This window comes from Lysobacter enzymogenes, assembly GCF_900106525.1.
Lineage (GTDB): Bacteria > Pseudomonadota > Gammaproteobacteria > Xanthomonadales > Xanthomonadaceae > Lysobacter > Lysobacter enzymogenes.
Map to the genome: position 1 here is coordinate 690,254 of NZ_FNOG01000002.1, position 20,470 is coordinate 710,723.

Annotated in this window: 16 protein-coding genes, 1 tRNA gene and 2 pseudogenes; 10 read left to right on the plus strand and 9 right to left on the minus strand. The window is 67.0% G+C overall.

Going from position 1 to position 20,470, the window contains the following annotated elements; all coding sequences use genetic code 11:
* Window positions 1-22 precede the first annotated feature (22 nt).
* From BLU84_RS07155 to BLU84_RS07190, 8 genes are all read left to right on the plus strand, one after another.
* On the plus strand, window positions 23-484 hold the full coding sequence (locus BLU84_RS07155) for a chemotaxis protein CheW (RefSeq protein WP_074864420.1): 462 nt from the start codon (window positions 23-25) through the stop codon (window positions 482-484).
* Window positions 484-1,743, plus strand: a complete 1,260-nt coding sequence (locus BLU84_RS07160) for a CheR family methyltransferase (protein ID WP_074864422.1) — start codon at window positions 484-486, stop codon at window positions 1,741-1,743. Before BLU84_RS07155 ends, BLU84_RS07160 begins: the two co-directional genes overlap by 1 nt.
* Window position 1,744: 1 nt before the next feature.
* Window positions 1,745-2,320, plus strand: coding sequence for a chemotaxis protein CheW (locus BLU84_RS07165; RefSeq protein ID WP_074864424.1), 576 nt, complete (start codon window positions 1,745-1,747; stop codon window positions 2,318-2,320).
* The gene (locus BLU84_RS07170) at window positions 2,317-4,581 is read left to right on the plus strand and encodes a hybrid sensor histidine kinase/response regulator (protein ID WP_074864426.1); all 2,265 of its coding nucleotides are present in this window, start codon (window positions 2,317-2,319) and stop codon (window positions 4,579-4,581) included. Before BLU84_RS07165 ends, BLU84_RS07170 begins: the two co-directional genes overlap by 4 nt.
* 46 nt (window positions 4,582-4,627) lie before the next feature.
* Window positions 4,628-5,644: a chemotaxis response regulator protein-glutamate methylesterase gene (cheB, locus tag BLU84_RS07175; RefSeq protein WP_074864428.1), complete on the plus strand. Its 1,017-nt coding sequence runs from the start codon at window positions 4,628-4,630 to the stop codon at window positions 5,642-5,644.
* On the plus strand, window positions 5,641-6,666 hold the full coding sequence (locus tag BLU84_RS07180) for a diguanylate cyclase (RefSeq protein ID WP_170849107.1): 1,026 nt from the start codon (window positions 5,641-5,643) through the stop codon (window positions 6,664-6,666). The genes cheB and BLU84_RS07180 overlap by 4 nt, the downstream gene beginning before the upstream one ends.
* 382 nt (window positions 6,667-7,048) lie before the next feature.
* Window positions 7,049-7,957 (plus strand): hypothetical protein, encoded by a 909-nt coding sequence (locus BLU84_RS27070; protein ID WP_074864430.1) that lies wholly within the window; start codon window positions 7,049-7,051, stop codon window positions 7,955-7,957.
* Window positions 7,923-8,321, plus strand: coding sequence for a hypothetical protein (locus BLU84_RS07190; protein WP_139174752.1), 399 nt, complete (start codon window positions 7,923-7,925; stop codon window positions 8,319-8,321). The genes BLU84_RS27070 and BLU84_RS07190 overlap by 35 nt, the downstream gene beginning before the upstream one ends.
* Before the next feature lie 97 nt (window positions 8,322-8,418).
* Here BLU84_RS07190 and BLU84_RS07195 read toward each other — a convergent pair whose 3' ends face one another.
* Window positions 8,419-9,855: a M48 family metalloprotease gene (locus BLU84_RS07195; protein ID WP_074864434.1), complete on the minus strand. Its 1,437-nt coding sequence runs from the start codon at window positions 9,853-9,855 to the stop codon at window positions 8,419-8,421.
* Complete coding sequence (locus BLU84_RS07200) at window positions 9,852-10,586, minus strand: hypothetical protein (RefSeq protein ID WP_139174754.1); 735 nt, start codon at window positions 10,584-10,586, stop codon at window positions 9,852-9,854. Before BLU84_RS07200 ends, BLU84_RS07195 begins: the two co-directional genes overlap by 4 nt.
* Window positions 10,587-11,276: 690 nt before the next feature.
* Between BLU84_RS07200 and BLU84_RS25435 the strand changes: the two are divergent.
* Window positions 11,277-11,844, plus strand: a pseudogene (locus BLU84_RS25435) (transposase); the annotation flags it as partial.
* Window positions 11,845-12,034: 190 nt separating this feature from the next.
* Here BLU84_RS25435 and BLU84_RS07215 read toward each other — a convergent pair.
* From BLU84_RS07215 to BLU84_RS07250, 7 genes and pseudogenes are all read right to left on the minus strand, one after another.
* Window positions 12,035-12,586, minus strand: a complete 552-nt coding sequence (locus BLU84_RS07215) for a hypothetical protein (protein ID WP_074864437.1) — start codon at window positions 12,584-12,586, stop codon at window positions 12,035-12,037.
* Window positions 12,586-13,791: a helix-turn-helix domain-containing protein gene (locus BLU84_RS07220; protein ID WP_074864439.1), complete on the minus strand. Its 1,206-nt coding sequence runs from the start codon at window positions 13,789-13,791 to the stop codon at window positions 12,586-12,588. Before BLU84_RS07220 ends, BLU84_RS07215 begins: the two co-directional genes overlap by 1 nt.
* Complete coding sequence (locus tag BLU84_RS07225) at window positions 13,788-15,146, minus strand: 7-cyano-7-deazaguanine synthase (protein ID WP_083382388.1); 1,359 nt, start codon at window positions 15,144-15,146, stop codon at window positions 13,788-13,790. Before BLU84_RS07225 ends, BLU84_RS07220 begins: the two co-directional genes overlap by 4 nt.
* Window positions 15,136-15,735 carry a hypothetical protein gene (locus BLU84_RS07230; protein ID WP_074864443.1) on the minus strand — a complete coding sequence of 200 codons (600 nt, stop codon included), beginning with the start codon at window positions 15,733-15,735 and terminating at the stop codon, window positions 15,136-15,138. Before BLU84_RS07230 ends, BLU84_RS07225 begins: the two co-directional genes overlap by 11 nt.
* Before the next feature lie 785 nt (window positions 15,736-16,520).
* Window positions 16,521-16,814 (minus strand): annotated as a pseudogene (locus BLU84_RS27720) (site-specific integrase); the annotation flags it as partial.
* A gap of 523 nt (window positions 16,815-17,337) precedes the next feature.
* Window positions 17,338-17,411, minus strand: a tRNA-Gly gene (locus BLU84_RS07245).
* Window positions 17,412-17,663: 252 nt separating this feature from the next.
* Window positions 17,664-19,457 (minus strand): autotransporter outer membrane beta-barrel domain-containing protein, encoded by a 1,794-nt coding sequence (locus BLU84_RS07250; protein ID WP_170849116.1) that lies wholly within the window; start codon window positions 19,455-19,457, stop codon window positions 17,664-17,666.
* Window positions 19,458-19,945: 488 nt separating this feature from the next.
* On the opposite strand from BLU84_RS07250, the gene thiS reads away from it, so the two are divergent.
* Window positions 19,946-20,146 (plus strand): sulfur carrier protein ThiS, encoded by a 201-nt coding sequence (gene thiS / locus BLU84_RS07255; RefSeq protein ID WP_074864776.1) that lies wholly within the window; start codon window positions 19,946-19,948, stop codon window positions 20,144-20,146.
* Window positions 20,147-20,470: the final 324 nt, after the last annotated feature.

Sequence of the window (20,470 nt, forward strand, 5' to 3'; positions counted from 1 at the left end):
GCGCGGCGGGGCCGAGGCGCACGTGCTGTTCCTGGTCTTCCAGCTCGATGCCGAACGCTACGCGCTCGACGCGGCGACGGTGACGGCGGTGCTGCCGCGGGTGGAGCTGCGGCGGCTGCCGCAGGCGCACGCGGCGGTGGCCGGGGTGTTCGACTACCGCGGCGAGGTGGTGCCGGTGATCGACCTGTGCGCGCTGGCGCTGCAGCGCCCGGCGCGCGATGCGATGAGCACGCGCATCGTGCTGGCCGACTATCTCGACCGCAGCGGCGGCGCGCGCCGGCTGGGCCTGCTTGCCGAGCGCGTGGTCGACACGGTGCGGCTGCCGGAAGAAGCGTTCGCGCCCAGCGGCGTGGACCAGCCGCAGGCGCGCTATCTCGGCCCGGTCGCGCGCGACGCGCACGGCCTGCTGCAACGCATCGGCGTGCGCGAGCTGCTGCCCGAGGCGGTGCACGACCTGTTGTTCGTGCAGGCGGCGCAGGCCTGATGGACGCGGCCGGGTTCGAACGCTGGCTCAAGACCACGATGGGCCTGGACGCGTCCTCGGTCGGCCCGGGCGTGGTCGAGCGCGCGGTCGCCGGGCGCATGCGCGCGACCGCGTCCGCCGATGCCGCGGCCTATTGGCGTCGTCTGCTGGCGCAGCCGCTGGAGCAGCAGGAGCTGATCGAAGCGGTGGTGGTGCCGGAAACCTGGTTCTTCCGCGGCGTGGAGGCCTTCGACGCGCTGGCGCGCGCGTTCGCGCCGCTGCAGGCCGACGGCGCGCGCACCCTGCGCCTGTTGAGCCTGCCGTGCTCGACCGGCGAGGAGCCCTATACCCTGGCGATGGCGCTGATCGACGCCGGCTGGGCGCCCTCGCGCCTGCGCATCGACGCCTTCGACATCAGCCAGCGCGCGCTGGCCAAGGCCGCGCACGCGGTGTACGGCGCCAATTCGTTCCGCGGCCGCGAGCTGGGCTATCGCGAGCGCCACTTCCGCGCGCTCGGCCACGGCCGCTGGCAGTTGTCGGCGCAGGCGCGCGGCTGCGTGCGCCTGCATCGCGCCAACGTGCTCGACATCGATTTCCTGCCGGCGCAGGCGAACTACGACGCGGTGTTCTGCCGCAATCTGCTGATCTATTTCGACCAGGACACCCAGGTGCGCACGGTCGGGGTGCTGGCGCGCGCGCTGGCTCCGGACGGCTTGCTGTTCGTCGGCGCGGCTGAGACCGGCCTGCTGCTGTCGCTGGGCTACGCCTCGGCGCAGATCCCGATGGCCGCCGCGTTCCGCCGCCAACGCACGCCGCCGCCCGCGCTGGCGGCCGCGCCCGAGCCGTGGCGCGCGCCGGCGCTGGCGCCGCTGCCGGCACCGCGGCCGCGGCGCGCCGCGCCGGTTGCGCGCAGCGCGGCGCCGGCTGCGACTGCGGCTGCAGCGCCCGCAACCTCGCCCGCCACCGCACCCGACACCTCGCTCGAACAGGCGCGCCGGCTCGCCGACCACGGCGCCTTCGACCGCGCCGCCGAGCTCTGCCAGAACCATTTGCGCGCGCACGGCCCCAGCGCCGAAGCGCTGTACCTGACCGGCCTGATCCACGGCGCCACGGGCCTGGACGCGCGCGCCGAGGACGCCTTCCGCAAGGCGCTGTACCTGCAACCCGACCACACGGAGAGCCTGATGCACCTGGCCTTGCTGCTCGACGCCAAAGGCGACGCCGCCGGCGCGCGGCTGATGCGCCAGCGCGCTTCGCGCCACCGCGGCAGGAGCGGCTGAGATGGCGCGCGAACGCGACGACGCGGGCTCCGCCGTGGCCCGGCTGCTGGACCGGCCGCTGCCGCGCGAGGAGCGGATCGAGGCGGCCGCGCGCCTGGCCCAGAGCGCGTCGCGGCAACAACGCGCCAGCGCCGGCACGTTCGTGTTCCGCCTCGGCGAAGAATGGCTGGGCCTGCCGGCCGGGCTGATCGACGAAGTGCTGGAACTGCGCCCGGTGCACCGCCTGCCGCACCGCCGCGACGCGGTGCTGCGCGGGCTGGTCAACGTGCGCGGGCGGCTGACGGTGTGCGTCGCGCTGCCGGCGCTGCTGCAGACCGGCGCGCCGGTCGCCGCGCGCGCCGGCGCGATCGCGCGCCGGCTGGTGGTGCTGGCCGCCGCCGAAGGCGCGCTGGCGTTCGAGGCCGACGAAGTCCACGGCAGCCATCGCTTCGACGCCGAAGAAGTGCGCGCGGTGCCGTCCACCGTCGCCCACGCCCTGGCCCGCTTCGCCACCGGCGTGCTGCCGTGGGGCGAGCGCCGCATCGGCCTGCTCGACGATGGCTTGCTGTTGCACGCGCTGAACCGGCAGATCTCATGAGCAACGATTCCCTGCGCGACCGCTCGCTGCACGACCTGTTCCGCATGGAGGCGGACGGCCAGCGCCAGGTGCTGACCGAAGGCCTGCTGGCGCTGGAGCGCAATCCCACCGTCGCGGCCACGCTGGAGGAGTGCATGCGCGCGGCGCATTCGCTCAAGGGCGCGGCGCGCATCGTCGGCCTCGGCGCGGCGGTGGCGGTGGCGCATTCGATGGAAGATTGTCTGGTCGATGCTCAGCACGGCCGGCTGCGGCTGCAGCGCGGAATCATCGACGCGCTGCTGCGCGGGGTCGACCTGCTCGGCCGCATCGCCGACACCCCGGCCGAAGCGGCCGGCGCCTGGGCCGGCGAAGACAGCGCGCCGGTGCTGGAATTCCGCGCCGCGCTGGCCGCGGCGCTGGCATCGGCATCGGACCCGACGGCGGACGCCGCAGCGCCGCCAGTCGTGGCCGAAGCCGCGGTCGAAGCCGCAGCCGACCCCGCGCCCGTCGAAGCGCCCATCGAGGAAGGCGAAGAGCGCGTGCTGCGCATCGCCGCGCGCAACCTGCACCGCATGCTCGGCCTGGCCAGCGAAGCGCTGGTGGAATCGCGCTGGCTCGATCCCTACATCCGTTCGCTGGCGCGGGTCAAAGAGCTGCAGCGCCGCTCCGCGCTGGCGCTGGACCGGTTGTCCGAACGCAACGCCGGCCTCGCCGCCGATCCGTCTTCGGCCGAACTGCTCGCGCGCGCCCAGGCCGATCTGGCCGAAAGCCAGCGCCTGCTCGGCGAACGCGTCGCCGCGCTGGACGCGTTCGACCGGCGCCTGGCCGGCGTCGCCCACGGCCTGTACGACCAGGCCCTCGCGAGTCACATGCGCCCGTTCGCCGACGGCACCCGCGGCTTCAAGCGCATGGTCCGCGACCTCGCCCGCGAGCTGGGCAAGGAAGCGCGGCTGGAGATCGTCGGCAGCCGCACCCCGGTCGATCGCGACGTGCTGGCGCGGCTGGAAGCGCCGCTGGGGCATCTGCTGCGCAACGCGGTCGACCACGGCATCGAGGCGCCGGCGCAGCGGCTGGCGCGCGGCAAGCCGGCCGAGGGCGAAATCCGGCTCGAAGCGCATCACGTCTCCGGCCGCCTGGAAATCAAGATCGGCGACGACGGCCAGGGCATCGACGCCGAGCGCATCCGCCGCGCGGTGATCGCGCGCGGCCTCGCCGACGAAGACACCGCCCAGCGCTTCGGCCACGACGAACTGCTGGAATTCCTGTTCCTGCCCGGCTTCAGCCTGCGCGACACGGTCACCGACATCTCCGGCCGCGGCGTCGGCCTGGACGCGGTGCAGAACATGGCCAAACAACTGCACGGCAACGTGCGGGTGTTCTCGCAGCCCGATCAGGGCACCCGTTTCCAGTTGCAGCTGCCGCTGACCACCTCGGTGCTGCGCGCGCTGGCGGTGGACATCGCCGGCGAGGCCTATGCGTTCCCGCTCGCACGCATCGTCGCTACTGCGCTGGTCTCGCGCGAGCAACTGCGCTCGCTCGAGGGCCGCCAGTATTTCGAACTCAGCGGCCGCGAGATCGGCCTGGTGTCGGCGCGGCAGGTGCTGGAAGGCGGCGACGGCGCCACCGCCGGCGCGCAGCTGCCGGTGGTGGTGATCGGCGGCGCCCACGGCGAACATCTGTACGGGCTGGCGGTGGACCGCTTCGGCAGCGTGGTCGAACTGGTGGTGCAGGCGCTCGACCCGCGCCTGGGCAAGGTCAAGGACATCGCCGCCGGCGCCCTGCTCGACGACGGCACACCGGTGCTGATCGTCGACACCGACGACCTGCTGCGCTCGATCGAGCGCCTGGTCGCCACCGGCCACCTGGCCCAGCTGCGCCACCAGGACAGCGCCGCCGCGGCGCAACGCAAGCGCGTGCTGGTGGTGGACGATTCGCTGACCGTGCGCGAACTGCAGCGCAAGCTGATCGAAACCGCCGGCTACGCGGTGGAAGTCGCGGTCGACGGCATGGACGGCTGGAACGCGCTGCGCCTGGGCCGCTTCGATCTGGTGGTCACCGACATCGACATGCCGCGCATGGACGGCATCGAGCTGGTCGAGCTGATCAAGAAAGACCCGCACCTGCGCGCGCTGCCGGTGATGATCGTGTCCTACAAGGATCGCGAGGAAGACCGCCGCCGCGGCCTCGACGCCGGCGCCGACTTCTACCTCAGCAAGGCCGGCTTCGACGAAGACGCGCTGATGCAGGCGGTCGCCGATCTGATCGGAGCGCCGCTGGCATGAGCCGCGCGCGCCCGCACCCCACGCAACACCCAGGAACCGCCCGCGCGTGAGAATCGGCATCGTCAACGACCTGAGCATCGCCACCGAGGCGCTGCGGCGCGTGCTGGCGCGGCGCCCCGACCACCGCGTGGCCTGGGCCGCGGCCAGCGGCGCCGAAGCGGTGGCCTGCTGCGCGCGCGACACCCCCGACGTGGTGCTGATGGACCTGGTGATGCCGGGCATGAACGGCGTGGAAGCCACCCGCCGGATCATGGCCGACAGCCCCTGCCCGATCCTGGTGGTGACCGTCAGCGTCGGCGCCAACGCCGCGATGGTGTTCGAAGCGATGGGCCACGGCGCGCTCGACGCCACCGACATGCCTTCGCTGGGCAGCGACGGCGACAGCGGCGCGGACAAGCTGCTGGCCAAGATCGACCTGATCGGACGGCTGTCGGCGGCGCCGGTGCGCGCCTCGATGCCGCGCGCGCCGGCGCCGGCGTCCGCGCGCAAGCTGCTGGCGATCGGCGCATCGGCCGGCGGCCCCTCGGCGGTGGCGCGGGTGCTGGAAGGCCTGCCGGCGGATTTCGCCGGCGCGGTCGCGGTGATCCAGCACATCGACGAAAAATTCGCCCCCGGCATGGCCGAATGGCTCGGCCGCTACTCGCGCCTGCCGGTCGCCATCGCCAATACCGGCGACGGCCTGCAGCCCGGCCGGGTGCTGCTGGCGGCGACCAACGACCATCTGGCGCTGCGCGCCGACGGCCGCCTGGACTATGTGCGCGAACCGGCCGAACTGCCATACCGGCCCTCGGTGGACGTTTTCTACAAAAGCGTCGCCGTACACTGGCGCGGCCCCATCGTCGGCGTGCTGCTGACCGGGATGGGCCGCGACGGCGCCGCCGGCCTGCGCCTGCTGCGCGAGCAAGGCCACCACACCATCGCCCAGGACCAGGCCTCCAGCGCGGTCTACGGCATGCCCAAGGCCGCCGCCGAGCTCGACGCCGCGGCCGAAATCCTGCCGCTGGACCGCATCGCCGCGCGCTTGCGCGACCTCTTCGCCCAGAACTCCGACCTCAGCCCATGAGCGATCCCATCTTCCCCGGCCCGAACGAACCGCATCCGCACCTGCGCCAGCACCGGCTGGTGGTGCTGCTGGTCGACGACCAGCCGATCATCGGCGAAGCCGTGCGCCGCGCGCTGGCCAGCGAGGCCGACATCGATTTCCACTACTGCGCCCAGGCGGCCGAAGCGGTGGCCGCGGCCGAAGCGCTGCGCCCGAACGTGATCATGCAGGACCTGGTGATGCCCGGCGTCGACGGCATGACCCTGGTCCATCACTACCGCATCCACCCGGTGCTGAAGAACGTGCCGGTGATCGTGCTGTCGAGCAAGGAAGACGCGGTGGTCAAGAGCCAGGCCTTCTCCACTGGCGCCACCGACTATCTGGTCAAGCTGCCCGATTCGATCGAACTGATCGCGCGCGTGCGCCACCACGCCCGCGCCTACCTCAACCAGATCGAACGCGACGAGGCCTACCGCGTGCTCAGCGAGCACCAGCAGCGCCTGCTCGAACTCAACGAAACCCTGCGCCGGCTCAGCGACGTCGACGGCCTGACCGGCCTCAACAACCGCCGCTACCTGGATTCCTACCTGGAAACCGAATGGCGCCGCGCCCTGCGCGAAGGCGCCGACTTCGCGGTGCTGATGCTCGATGTGGACAACTTCAAGCTCTACAACGACTACTACGGCCATCTGGCCGGCGACGAAGTGCTCAAGGACGTCGCCGGGGTGATGCGCCGCACCGTGCAGCGCCCGGCCGACCTGACCGCGCGCTACGGCGGCGAAGAATTCACCGTGGTGCTGCCGGCCACCTCGGCCAGCGGCGCGCTGCAGCTGGCCGAACAGATCTGCGCCGGCGTGCGCGCGCTGTCGCTGCCCAACCGCGCCGCGCCGTCGGGGCTGGTGACCGTCAGCATCGGCGTCGCCGCGTCCTCGCCGGCGCAGGGCGAGCGTTACGCGCCGTTGCTGCGGGTCGCGGACATGGCGTTGTATGAGGCCAAGCGCGCCGGCAAGGATCGGGCGGTGTATCGGACCAAGGACGAGTAAGCGCGCTCGCCATCGCTGCCGGGATTCGCGCACGACCGGTCAAACGGTGCGCGGCGTTTTTTCGTTCGACACACGCAGCGGCGCGCTGCGCTGCAAGCCCACCGGCGCGCACACGCGCCACGCCGCCGATCGCGTCGAGACGCTCGGCCTTCTCTCGCACCGTTGCGACCGGGCGCGACACTGGTTTCGACTCAAGAGTTCGCCCTAGCCTCGCGCGGCCGGAATGCGCCGCAGCGCCCAGAACCGCGCGCCCGGCCGCGACCCGTGGCACCCGCCGGCGGCGCTCTGCGTTGTTCTTGCTGACCGGCCCGCAACGGGCCCGCCGCTGGCCCGGCGAACCGACCCAGCGTCCACGACGTCCATCGATCACAGGGGGTGATGTATGGGAATCCTCAGGCCGCGGGCCTATCCGACCAAGCTGTTCCTCAATGCCGCCGACCACACCTACGTGGAGTGCGGAAGCGGCGGCAAGGCCTGGGGCTGCTGGGGCGGCAAGACCGGCGGACGCATGCTGCGCCAGGCCGCGGGCAGCACCCTGCGCGCCGACGCCATCGCCGGCAAGCGCGAACGCGCCGGCATCACCTGCTACCTCGTCAACGGCGTCTGCCATCAGGCCGCCAATCGCATCCTGCTGCCGGCCGCGATCACCGTCGTCGGCGCGCGCGGCTACTCGCTGTCGAGCGCCATTTTCGGCGTCTACGGCCGCCCGCGCGGCCCCCTGGGCACCTGCTCGGCGCCGTTCGACCAGCACATCGGCGTCAGCGGCGAACTGCCCGCATGTCTGCAAGGCCCTGCGGACGACTACGTCGAACCGACTCTGCCCAGCGAGGACGACCACGCGCGCGGCCCGGACGATTTCGCCGATCCGGCCTACATGGCCGCGGTCAACGAGCTCTACCAGGACCGCTTCGTGCGCGCGCTCGACGATAACGTCGACGCCTACGGCTTCCAGATGGAGCACTTCGCCCTGTTCGTCGAACACAAGGAGCGCACCACGCCGCTGGCGCTGACCGCCTCCGCGCGCGACCGGGTGATGGCCGCGCGCAGCGACTTCGAAAAGGACCGCATCGAAATCGAACAGGGCCTGGCCTCCTCGCGCGACGCCCTGGCCTTCGTCGACGCCTTCGACGCGCTGACCCTGCGCTTCCAGGACGACGCCGCCGACGCGCTCGGCGAAGACAACTACCGCCACCTGCTTGACCTTTGGCCGGAAGAGCGCATCGTGTTGTCCGACCCCGATATCGTGGCATCGGCGTATGGCTCCAACTCCCGCGGACCGGCAGTCAGCTGATTTCGGGCCGAAACTGACCCGGGACGACTACGAGCGCCGCATCGTCGCCCTGCACGAGGGCGCGCCGCCAATGCCCGACGCCGAACGCGAGCGACGCACCCGGCGCGGCGAACTCGACCTGCTGATCGACTACCGCCTCGGCCAACGCTTCCCGGACTCGCGCCGGGAGGCGTTGTGGCAGGCGCAGGAGCGTTTGGACAAGCGGCGGGTGTGGCATTTGCTCGCGGGCATTCTTGCGCATCCGCGCGATCCGTCGGCGGCGGTGGCGCGGGCGCAGGTGCGGGGGTTCGCGAAGGTGTTGACGCGCGAGGAACTGAGCGAGCTGTTGGATTTTCCGCCTGAGGATCTACAACGCTTGCTGTGAGCGCGCAGCACTACGTCGGCAGCGATGCTGCGACAGCCGAGGGAACGCGCGGGACGCATCGCCTGCTTGCGTGTTATCCAGTCGCTTCGGATCTCGGTTACATAGTCAACTTTGGCCCGCCTTGGCCTGGACCCTCCATCGCTTGGGTCTGTGCCTGAGCCTGCGGTTGGGCTTGCTGTCGATTGAGCTGTTCGACGCGGTCCAGGCTCCTCTCTGCCGGCACCTGGGCTGCAGTATTGGCCTCCACCGCGAGATGGTGATGCGGACCCGACGGTCCATGCGGCGAGGCATAACCGATGAGGTTGAGCGCGCCATCCGCCCCCTTGCCGATGACCACCCCGGAGAGGTTCTGACCTACGGCAGGATCGGCCTTCACTGCCGCTAGGCCCGCGGCAGCAAGGTTGCGGGCTTCAGTCTGGCTCCAACGGCCATCGGCCTGGGCGGCACGGTGGAACATCTCGAAGGCCGGTTGGTCGGGATGGCCAGGGCTGTCCGCACGAAACGCTTGGGCAGGGCTCTGGACTTGAGCGGAGCTGTCCAGCCTGTGCGAGTTTTCAGCTGCAGATTGGGTCTGGGTGTGCGACACGCTTTCGTATTCGCGCCGACCGTTGCTCGTGTCCACATACGAAAACGAACGCCCGTTGCCGCCTAGGTCCAAGCCTGCTCGCTCGATGCGGTTGCGGTCGAGCTTCAAGGTTGCCATGTCGAGCTCGATGGTGGGCACATGCATCGTGGTGCCCTTCGCGTAATCGCTAAGCTCGCTGGCGGCCATCTTCATGACATAGGTGCCATGGGTGTCGCGGTAACTGCTGTCGCCATGCTGGCCGATGCTTGCCCCCGGGTCGGTGTAGCACGCCGCCACGGCCTCAATGGCGGGACTGGTGCGAAACTGCTTGCCGATTACCTGGATACCAGCGGGCGACAGGGTGATGCCGGGAGCGAGCGTCCCCTTGTCGACACAAGGGGTGGACAGATCCGCCCGGCGCAGAAACTCGGCCCGATCAAAAGAGCCATCGGTGCCGGCCGTGCGACTGGCTAAGGCATTCATACCGACGAGCTCAGCCATCGCCTCGTTGCGGCGCATGAAACTGACATAGCGGTTCGCCGGCCCGGTAAGGTCGGCAGAGGTTCCGTCGTGGGACGCGGTCCTTATGGTCTCGCCCATGGTGTAGCGCAGAGCGTAGCGCTCGCGCTCTGAGGCGTCTGCAAGCAGCGCATGGCCGGCTTCGTGGCCGATGACCACGGCCAAGTTATCTCGCCTGGCGGAGGCGTTATCGAAGCTCTTGGCGTCGAAGTTGCTGGTGTTGAGATGGATCGTGCCGGTGCGCTGCTGGTAGTGGCCGGACTGGAAGGGCTCGTTAGTCGTATCCAGGTGCGTCAGCGAGCCGTTCTCGATCGCCGCCACCATGACATTGCTGAGGTAGGGGGAACTGGTGATCGTGGCTTCGATGTCGGCAATGGCAGACGGCGGCAGCCCCTTCTTCTGGGCGAGCTCCTCAATGAGCGGGCGGATCTCCGGACGCAACTGGCTCACGCTTCGTCCTCGGGCGTGTTGGCATTGATCCGGACCTCCTGGATACAGCCGGCGCCGCCGGGAACCAATTGGGCCGAAACCACAAAGACAATTCCGCCCGGAGTCGGCGCGGAGCGATACAGGGCCCGCTCACTTCCGTCGCGTTGACGCACGCCTTCCGTGGCGCTGTAGCCGCGAGCACTGAGATGCTGGCGCAACTTGTCGAGAGCTAACAGGCAGCCCTCCTGGCCAGAGCGAGTTTCCTGGGACAGGCCGACCGTCCACCTGCCAGGGCGCTCCCGGTAAAGCGTGTTGACCCAGAGGGCGTAAGACCCGTGTTCGCCCAGGTCGCCGCGGGCCGCTTGCTCGCTGCCGGCCGGGTGCAGGTCCAGACCGAGGGTCTTGGCGACCTGGGGCGGCTCCAGATCGCCAGGTGATCTGAGCCCGTCAATGAGCTGGAAAATGCGCCCGATCCATTCCTCCGGCTTGAGGGACGGCCCAAGAGGAAGGGGAGCCGTTGGCTGCGCCGGCGCGGCCGCACTTTGGGCAGCGGATTGCTCGGCGATCTGGTCGAACCGGGCCGCAGCGCGTTCGGCCGCGGGCTCGCCGTCGATGGGAGCGCGGCTCGTTGAAGTCATGGGGGCGTCCTTGTCCTGGTCCGAAGAGGCCTGGGCCGGTGGTTGGGAGCAGCCGGCCAGAACGAGCCATGACAGTCCAATGCTCGTGTGGCGTATCCAGCGTTGCAGGGTCATGAGTGTGATCCCGTATTCCTGGCGTCTCGCCGCGAGTTGTTGAGCCTGGCCAGACAGGTCTTGGGGGCAAGGTATCTGGTCCTGGATGCAGCCAGTCCTTTTCATGCGTTCTCCGCCGCCGTGGCAAATGTGGTCAGGAACAGGTGGTATCTCGACAGCAATTCTAGAAAAGTAGAGCGTTAATCCGCTCTATTCATGTCTCGCTTTGGCGGGCTCAGCAACAAATCTAGATCCGACAGAAGCAGTGCTTGGTGCAATAGATCATTGCATCCATTCGGTTCCGCCGCCCCCCCCCTACGATACCGACCGACCAATGTCGAGCCCGCATGGCTTGGAGCTCTTCCGCTGAGATATGGTTCCGCCTCATGGCGACGCAGAGCAGATGGGAAGGACGCGTCATCGCTACATAGTGTTCCTTTAGCCTGCGTTGAAGATGATCCCCTCCTCTCGGCGGAAGCACACTACTGTTGCCAACGAGCCAACTTTTATGCGCTGAAGGTGGGAGCCGTTGTAGTGCGTATCCACCACCAATGTCGCCAAATGCGCCTCACCTTTTACCGAATGGATTGATCCTACTTTAATCCGGACAAGCGGAACTTCTCGCGGGAAGCCGTAGAGGTTTCGTAAGCTCCTCCGCCTGACACAGATGTTGAAAGTAGAACTTTCTGGCATGTTCCCCAGGAGGTTCCGATGAAAACTTCGAAGTTCACCGAGACGCAGATCGTCTCGATCCTCAAGCAGGCTGGTGCCGGGGGGCCGGGGGGCCGGGGGGGCCGGTCAAGGACGTCTGTCGCCAGGCGGGCATCAGCGTGGCGACTTACTACCAGTGGAAGAGCAAGTACGGTGGGCTTGAAGCCTCCGAGCTGCGCCGGGTAAAGGAGCTCGAGGCGGAGAACGAGCGGCTTAAACGAGTGTATGCGGAGCTGGCGCTGGACAACGCTGCGATGAAGGATTTGATCGCAAAAAAACTGTAGGGCCGGTGCGCAAGCGCGAGGCAGCGCGAGACCTGGTGGAGGTGCACGCGCGGCCGGTGTGTCGGTCCTGTGACTGCGTGGGCCTGTCGGAGGCGGCGTGGTACCAGCCGCTACTGGATTGGACCGTGCGCGACGCAGAGCTGATCGCTGCGCCGGCCAAGCTGGTCGAAGAGCGGCCCCGCCGTGGGTTCTGGAAGTGCCACGCGTTCCTTCGACGCAGCCATCCGCAGTGGAACCACAAACGGATCCACCGCGTGTGCCGAGCGATGCGACTTAACCTGCGTCTTACGATCGCAGCGTTTGAACGCTACCGGCCGGCGGTGTCCCTAGCGATCTACCAGAAGGGCCAGTTCAAGAAGACGCTGGGCGACCCCAGCAAGTTCTACCCTTGAATGTAACCAGCGAGCGATCATTGAACCACAAACGCTTGCCACAACGACGCTAAGTCCTATCAGCGCACCGAGCACAGCGGCACTAGGCCTTTCGCTTGTCGAGCTGTGCTCGCCACCAAGCCGCATGCGGACTCGAACTTCGCGGCATGAAGTGCCCCAATAGGGTGATGCGATGGACGATGGCGGGCATGCGCTCAAGCCGATCTGGGCGGCCGGAAGTCCACAGTTGCAGCAACTCTGGCGTTGAAATGAGCTGCACGCTCAAGCCGCCGGCTCGTATTGCCTCCGCCACCGGCTTGTCGTCGCTGCAGAAGGTCATCTGACGGGATGTGGCGAGCGCGATGCCTTCCGCCTCGCCATCGCCCAAACGCTCGGCCAGGCGGACCATCTGGTCCATCTCCTCTTGGGAGGTCATCTCCAGCCTACCAAGCGGGTACTCCTTGCGCAGGTCCGACATGGACAGGCTTTTACGGACTTGGGTTCCGTTAGGCTGAAACTCGAAGGCGTAAAGAACCTCGCCTTCCACGGCCTTTCCAACGTGGAAACTTTCAGCAAAGTCCGCAAGTTCGCGGAGGCCGTCCCAGCCGCAATAAAGGTTCAACAACGTGCAGCAATCCAGCACGTATCCGGTCATCAGGCGTTTTTCTCACGCTCCAAGACCGACGTGCTCAGCTTCAGTTTTAAAATCGGAAGTTCTTCGGTGTCGTCCACAACCATTCGGGAGATTTCCTCGGCCAGGGCTCTGGCCTCAATCGGAGAAAGCCTGACAAGTTTTGCGAACTGACTGGTCGTGATCGTTTCGGACGTCCAAGCTTGCACCGCGAGCCAGAGGTATCGACGAGGAAACGTTTCCACTTTTTCTTGCGGCGCAACGCTCTCCAGCCCGAGCTCGCGCTTCAAATCGCCGACCTTCGCCCCAGAGGCCTTGATCAAATCCCACGTGCCTCTCTGGATTAAGCGCATGTCTTCCATGCGCAAGGTCATCGCCATCAAAGATACACCATAAACATCCGCAATCCGGATGACATCGCCTACGTTTACATCTCCGGTTCGCGCCTTTGCATCGTCAAAATGGCGTTGCACCCCACCGGCAGGCATCAGAAAATTGGACGCAAACGCATCCGCAAATCGCTCCCCCTCAGGGCGGCGCTGAGGAGACGACACGTAATCCACGCCGGGTTTGTCTCGATCAAAAAGAAAATGACCGTACTCGTGCGCCACAGTCCAACGCATCCGGGTAAGGGGATGAAGCCTGTTTACCAAGATGCAATACCCAAACCCTGGAACGAACGTGTAAAGACCAGCCAACTTCGAGTTCAAAGCGTCCGCAAAGACCTGGACACCGACCTCATCCAGGGTCTTGCGAAGGTTGGCGATGGGTTCGCGCTCGCCTAAACCTAAACGGTTGCGCTCGTCTTGCGCCACTCGCGCCCCGACTCGCTCGACCGATAGTTGAGAACGCTCGATCGCAGGGGGCGGTACCACCGGAATGAAGCGCGTGTAGGTCTTATCCAACAAGAACCGGTAATCGTCAACAAAGGACGCCAGTTTCTCCAAGGCCTCGCCCACCCCAGAGTCGCCCTCTGCCCCCGAAATCTCCGCTCGAAGGTGGGGCGCAATCACGGGAACGGGCGCGTCCGGACGCACTAGGCGGCTGACCTGCGTCCTGTAGAGCTCAGCCAGGGACAACAACTCGTGGGATTTGACCTCCCGCGCTCCCTTTTCAATCGCGATGTAGGTCGGCCTGCTCATTCCTAAGTGATGAGCCGCGTCCGCTTGGGAAACGCCCGCAGCCTTTCGCGCCGCCGTGATCCTTTCAGCGAGGGCGCTGGCACTCATGGCGATGCCGAGACGCGTGCAGTTGCGGCATTGCGCGACTTGGGCATAAGCAGCGCCCCATACACCTGGATAACTTCCCGAGCGTGACGCTGTAAAAGTGCCGTCACGTCTTCAGCGTTTAGGTCCTCCATGTCCGACAAACGCCGATGATCTTCGAGCCTTTGCTTGAGGCGAGGATCACCAACCATCCAGGCTCGAGCGTCTTCCAAGTAACCGCGAAAGTAGTCGTCCTTCAACGGATCAGCCAACGTCATTAGGTCCGTTTTATACCCCGTCCGATCGTCATCGATCCCTGCGGCGAAGAATGCCTGCCGCCTCTCGATGCAAGCCGGACACTCACCGCAATGGGAGGTCACCGGCACGCGCAGTGACGAATGCACGCAGGAGAGCGACTGTTCAACCCAAGGCACCAGCTTGGGTTCCTGAGCAATTTCACGGACCATGGAAGCCTTCGTTGACCACAAGAAGGGCAAGCCGAACACCAGGTCGTGTTCCAGCGATTCGGATGCCAACTCGGTCATTTTAGCAAGGAAGCTCGGATGAGCGCCGCGAGTGGACAGCCCATTGCTTCCCGCACCGGCGACCAAGGGCAGATTGATGGCGCCGGGGCCGTTTTCGTAGAGATCGATGTCGTGGATGCCCCAGGCCGCAGCGACCAACGCCGCGGCGGTGCAAAACAGAAAGCCTCGCACGCGCTGGGTGGTTTCCTGCTCTTTAAGTTCCTTCGCGTTGTCGAGATGGACGATGAAGGACGCTTGGAACAACGTCGACGCTTGAGGCAGGGTCAAGCGCAACCGGCGAAGCTGCCGAATACAACGGGGGCGGATCGTGGATTGATGCCCCACCGTGAGCAGCAGGATGTTGCGTTGACCACGGAGCAGTTGGCATCCGAGGCCTGCAGCGGAGTCCAACCCACCACTGTAGAGCGCCAGACGTTGAGGGCGCTCGGCATTGGACAGTTCAAGGGTCTTTTGCACCCGCGCGAAGGACGACCTGTCGTGCGAGGCAAAGGACAGGAGCCAGACGTCACTGGTCAGGAAGTAGAGGAGATCGGCCAGCCGATCTTTGGCTCCGCCTTCCCAGTAGGAAATATCCGCCACGTGGAAACAAACTTTAAAGGTTCTGCCTCCGAACTCATTTTTAGCCTGGGTCTTGCGCCGCCGCACCACCCGATCCAGCGCGTATGCACCTGCTGCGATGCTCAGCAGATCGATCGCTCGGTCACTGGACTGCCCCACCAGATTCCCGATCAACGCCTGCGCGCTGATACGCAGCCGTTGGCTCACCGCTCCGGATAATTTGACCGACCCCGCTTCGTAGTGAACGTGTACGGTGTCGTCTCTTTCACGAAGCATGACGACCTCCCGGCGGCTTGGCCGCGACCGAGAACCCCAGCAGTTGCTTCGCGGACATGCGAGGCTTCGGGGAAGTGCGCGGTTTGAATGCCTTGATTGCGCTTCCCCGCAAGGACGCCTCGATCGAGGCACGCAGATCCCCTTCGTAAACCGCAAACCGCTCAGCCACCCGGGCCACGAGCGCGTCACGCGTGGCCTGGTCGCGGTAGTGCTCTTGCTTGCTTGCACGCAACGCGAACTGATCCACCAACCGCTCAAGAATACGCCGAGTGACAACTGCAGCAACTTCACCAGGCGCGGCGCTGCGAGTTAGCTTGAGCGCGTCCCGAACATAAGTCGCAAGACTGCGTTCGGTGAAAGCGGCCAGCACGGCCTGGGCCTGGGCGTGAGAATTCAACGCCGGCTCAAGAAGCAGCATCAAAGGGGGTGACTTGCGCAACACGCCAGGGATCTTCCTGCACATCCCCTCCATGTCCCCCTCGGCAGCGGCCAAGAGATCGTCCGGTCCGCAGGTGGGGTCTTTCAGCGCTCTACGTAGCCGACGCCACTGCGTGTGGTGCCCAAGATCGATGTACTCGTTCTCTGCCATGGAGCCTCCTGTTGAACATAGGCTGCTCCGACTCCGTCAAAATGTCAAATCAATAAACTATTAATTTGTAAATATGTAAAATAAATAACGTAACTCATTGTTTTATTTGATAGAGAGTGCGAACAAGCCTGGTGTACTTCGCTCAATTTCTTCAATGAAGGTCTCGGAATAGGCTGAGCTAGACCGCAATCCCGCTTTAAAAACCGTTGGGTTTAGAGCGGGGCAGTCTTACCCGTCACCCTCGGCCCTGTGGTGGGCCATGCGAAGTCACCGGCCGTCGCCGTAGCGGACTCAGCAGCAACACGCGACTGCCACCAAGCGACCGGTCCTGCATCAGGACGATCAGTTCGGGCAGAGTCTTCTCCGTCACCGCCTCGGCAAGTGCGTTGGCCAGAGCATCCTTCGCCCCCATTACCTCGACTCGGTGTCGCCCAGCGCGATCAGCCAAGCCCCTCCGGAGCCTTTCGGTACTCCGCCTCAAGGATCGACCACGCGCCGCTGACAGCCGGATGAGAGATTGCCAGCGCGTTGGCAAGCCCCAACTTGATCACGTCCGAGTAGGACCGAACCAGATGCTTCAACAGCACGAGAATGATGTGCGGGTGCGCGGCGTGAGCCAACGCGAGGTCGGGATGCGCATGGGTCTCGATAAGGACGCGGCGTCGGCGCGGATCAGCCGATAGAAGGCCAGGCGATGACCATCAACCTGGAAGCCCTGTTTAAGCTCGCCGAGACGCTGCAGGTACCGCCAGCGTACCTACTCGCCACCACGCCGGCGATGACTGAAACGCCAAGAACCCCACATCCAGAACCGGCTGTGCCAGCGGTACGAAGCGACGCGACTGCGCGTTCTTGATCTTCTGTCCTGGGAAACGACGGTTGACATGGAAGCCGGGCACACCGTCCACGGTCTAGATGTCGTCGACGTAGAGCTGCGCCACCTCGGTGACGCGGGCACCGCTGTAGAGCCCGAGGATCGGCGCCCGATAGCGGTGCGGATACTTCTTGGCCCACGGCCGGTAGGCCGATGGCCCGAAGATGGCTTGCAACTCCGCCGTGGTGAACGACCGCCCGGTCTCGACTTTGGCGCTCGCCGCGTGGGCACTCACCTTCATCGTCTCGATGACGTCCAAGGTGTCCTGGCGCCCCTAGGTCGTGACCGTGCCGAAATCCACGCCGCCGATGCGAACCCCGGTCGCCGTCCACTCACGCAGCGTGCCGTCGGCCACCGCCCGCCGGGCGCTCTCTATGAGCTTCTTCGGATCAAATCCGGCTATGCCCTCTCCCCCCTATCCTTAGGCGGTCGAACACGGCCGAGAGTCCCACAGCCTAGCGGGCCGCGGACAAGCGGGCAGCATCCCCGCGTAGGCCGCCCATCGAACGCACGACGAAACACAAGCCGATTCTGAAACGCAAGCCCTCGGGCATCCGAAAACGGACGTAAAGCCCGGCGGGTCGGGATAGGAAATAGGGCTTCGGCACGAAACGATACCTACGACGCCTCGTGGAAGGCAGCGCGATCGGAATCGAGGGTCCGCGGGAGCCTTTGCAAGTCAGCGCATTACGCGCGGCAAAGGTCGAGAAAGGAGCGGGTGGACGAGATGGAGCGGGTGATGGGAATCGAACCCACGCTAGCAGCTTGGGAAGCTGCAGTTCTACCATTGAACTACACCCGCGTCGGGTCGAAGTCTATGACGCGGCGACGCGGGAGGCAAATCGGACTGAGGGGGTCGCCTGGGTCGACCGGAAAGCGTCGGGCCTGAAGGCCCGCCAACCAGCAGCGTCTTCTTGTGCGAGGGCCTTCAGGCCCGACGCTTTCGTATCCGCATCCCCGAGAAACCGGCGCAAAAAGAAACCGGGCCAAACGGCCCGGTTTCCCATCGCTTCAAGATCGAACGCCGGCGGCCGCGAAGGCCGCCGCGCCGGGGTCAGAAACCGCCGCCGACCTGGGCGAACACCGTGGTGTTGTTGCCGCCGTCCTGGTTGAAGGTGACGCTGGCGCCGAGGTTGGCGTCCAGGCCGAACAGCTTGGTCCGCGCGCCGAACAGGAAGGTGCCGTAGTCCTGGTCGAATTCGCGGTTCTTGACCGAGTACCAGCCCAGGTTGCCGACGGTCTGCAGACGCGCGCGGGCGTCCTTCGGCGCGTCTTCGAACTCGCGGTCCATGGTCAGGCGCGCGTAGGGGCGGAAGCTCTCGCTGTAGGTGTAGTTGACCTGGTAGCCGACGCTGCCGATCAGCGAGTCGAAGGTCTGGTCCGGGTAGGCCAGCGAGGTCGACAGGGTCGGATCGCTTTCCTTGAAGCCGTCGATGTCGATGCGCTGGGCGACCACGCCGATCACCGGGCCGTGGCGCAGCGCGTCGCCGAACTCGTAACCGGCGTTGAGCGCGGCGGTGACGTTCTTGCCGTCGGCCGAGCCGCTGTGGGTGCGGGTGGCCGGGCCGAGGTTGACCTTGCGGTCGATGTCGTAGTCCAGCTTGGTGTAGCTCAGCTGGCCGTTGACCCAGGCGCGCTCGCCGTACCAGCCGACGAAGCCGCCGATGCTGGTGTCCTTCTGGTCGAAGCTGCCGTTGCGCAGGCCGAAGTCCTGCTTCTGCTGGCCGTAGCCGAGGAAGGCGCCGAACACCAGGTTGCCGCGGGTCCAGTCGACGCCGCCGGTCAGCGCCGGGCCGGCGCCGTCGTACACATCGCCGTGGCCGTAGCGCTGGAAGTCGCCGCGCAGGCTGCTCCACCAACGCATGCCGTCGCCGTCGCCGCGTTCGGCGTGGCCGGCGACCTGCTCGGCGCGGGCGCGGCCGGTCATCGAGGCCGAGTTCGGCAGCAGGGCGATGAAGCGCGGGGCTTCCAGCACCGAGACCGCGTAGTCGGCCAGGATCTGATGGGCCTTGGACGAGGGATGCACGCCGTCGGCGAAAGCGTAGGAATTCGGCGCGTCCGGCGCGGCGTAGGTGAGCGGGCTGCAGGTCACCGAGGAGGCGGTGATCTGCGGGTTGCAGCCGGTGCCGGTGACGTTGCTGATGCCGAACGGCGCGGGGTTGTTCACCACTTCGCGGATCAGGTTGAAGGTGTCCAGCGGGATCACCCGCAGACCGGCCGAGGCGATGCCGTTGTAGAGCGCGTTGTTGTAGGTGGTGGCGAGCTGGGTGCCGGCCGCCATCTGCGCCGCGCCGCCGGCGCGGAACTGCGGGGTCGAGCCCAGGTCGGGGATGTTCGGCACCAGGATGTATTCGGCGCCGGCGTTGCGCAGCGCGCCGATCACGCCGATCTGCGCGGTCACCGCGCCGCCGATGGTGGCCTGCGCCGGCGCGCCGCCGGCGACGGCGAACAGGTCGTTGGCGCCGCCCCACACGGTGTACAGCGCGTTGGGATCGGCGCGGCCGCCGTGGGCGGCGAGGTACTTGCTGGTCTGGGTGGCCAGCGAGTCGATCGGGCCGAGCGCGCCGGCGGTGTTGGTGCCGGTGCGCGCGCCGCCGACGGCGTAGTTGGTGCCGCCCTGGTTGTCGCTGTTGGCGTTGGTGCCGTAGTAGTCGGCCAGCCATTCCGACCAGACCAGGCCCGGGTTGGTGGTGAAGCGGCCGATCAGCGCGCCGTTGGGGCCGACCGCCTGGATCAGGGCCGGGCGGAAGTGGCCGGAATCGGAGAGGCTGTCGCCGATGAAGACGGTCTGCGAATAGGGGCCGCCGGCGAAGGCCGGAGCGGCGGCCAGCGCCAGGGCGGCAGCCAGCGCGGTACGAGCGGTTTTCATCAATGCGATTCCTTGCTTCTTGGTGGGGCTTGCGGTGGCGGCGCCCGCGGCCCGGAACGGGCGGCGCGGACGCCGGTTAGGCGTGCTTCCGACGGCATGGCTGCGCATACGGCGGCGCATGGCGAGGGATGGCGCGAATCGAAACACGGGGGCGACGAGGCTGGCAAGGCGCAGCGCGGCAAAGCCGCGGGCGCGCGCCCGGCCCCCGGCGGCGGATTATGCCCCCGACCGGGCGTGGCTTACCGGGGCCGGAGGTCACGGGCCCAGCATGACGCCACGCCGCCGGATCGAGCGGCGGCTGGGCTTGTTGCCGCGCTTGGCGAATTCGCGGGTCGCGCAGCGGGCGCTTGCGCCGGCGCGGAGGTGGCCGAAGCCATGCCCCGCAAGGCCCGGCGCTGACCGCGTTGCCGCCGCGCGCGCCGCGGCCGCGGCTGGCCGCGCTGCGCGGCAGCGGTGACAATGCCGGCATGAACATCCTGCTCAATGGCGAGGCGCGCGCCCTGACCGCGCCGGTCACCGTCGACCAACTGCTCGCCGCCGAAGGCCTGGGCGAGCGTCGGGTCGCGGTGGAGATCAACGGCGAGATCGTGCCACGCGGCCGGCATGCGCTGACGGCGCTGACCGAGGGCGACAAGGTCGAGATCGTGCATGCGCTGGGCGGCGGCTGAAGCCGTCGCGCCTTTCCGACCGCCGCGCGGCTTCGTTGGCTACCTGTAGGAGCGGCGCAAGCCGCGACTGCGAACTGCCGGCAGCGATGAAACTTTCGACGTAGTCGTTTTGCCGCGGTCGCGGCTCGCGCCGCTCCTACAGGGGCTTTGGCTGGCTCAGTCGCGAGTGCGGGTTGGTGCATTGGGTGAAACCGCGCCTTTCCGACCACAGCGCTGCTTCGTTCCCTACCTGTAGGAGCGGCGCAAGCCGCGACCGCGAACCTCGGACTGCGGCGAAGCTTTCGACGTAGCGGTTTTGGCACGGTCGCGGCTTGCGCCGCTCCT

Coding starts and splice junctions, on each gene's coding strand:
- BLU84_RS07200 (WP_139174754.1), bottom strand. CDS start 10,586: ATGACCCTGCAACGCTGGATACGCCACACGAGCATTGGACTGTCATGG.
- BLU84_RS07230 (WP_074864443.1), bottom strand. CDS start 15,735: ATGGCAGAGAACGAGTACATCGATCTTGGGCACCACACGCAGTGGCGT.
- thiS (WP_074864776.1), top strand. CDS start 19,946: ATGAACATCCTGCTCAATGGCGAGGCGCGCGCCCTGACCGCGCCGGTC.
- BLU84_RS07225 (WP_083382388.1), bottom strand. CDS start 15,146: ATGCTTCGTGAAAGAGACGACACCGTACACGTTCACTACGAAGCGGGG.
- BLU84_RS07160 (WP_074864422.1), top strand. CDS start 484: ATGGACGCGGCCGGGTTCGAACGCTGGCTCAAGACCACGATGGGCCTG.
- BLU84_RS27070 (WP_074864430.1), top strand. CDS start 7,049: ATGGGAATCCTCAGGCCGCGGGCCTATCCGACCAAGCTGTTCCTCAAT.
- BLU84_RS07170 (WP_074864426.1), top strand. CDS start 2,317: ATGAGCAACGATTCCCTGCGCGACCGCTCGCTGCACGACCTGTTCCGC.
- BLU84_RS07180 (WP_170849107.1), top strand. CDS start 5,641: ATGAGCGATCCCATCTTCCCCGGCCCGAACGAACCGCATCCGCACCTG.
- BLU84_RS07220 (WP_074864439.1), bottom strand. CDS start 13,791: ATGAGTGCCAGCGCCCTCGCTGAAAGGATCACGGCGGCGCGAAAGGCT.
- BLU84_RS07165 (WP_074864424.1), top strand. CDS start 1,745: ATGGCGCGCGAACGCGACGACGCGGGCTCCGCCGTGGCCCGGCTGCTG.
- BLU84_RS07215 (WP_074864437.1), bottom strand. CDS start 12,586: ATGACCGGATACGTGCTGGATTGCTGCACGTTGTTGAACCTTTATTGC.
- BLU84_RS07190 (WP_139174752.1), top strand. CDS start 7,923: ATGGCTCCAACTCCCGCGGACCGGCAGTCAGCTGATTTCGGGCCGAAA.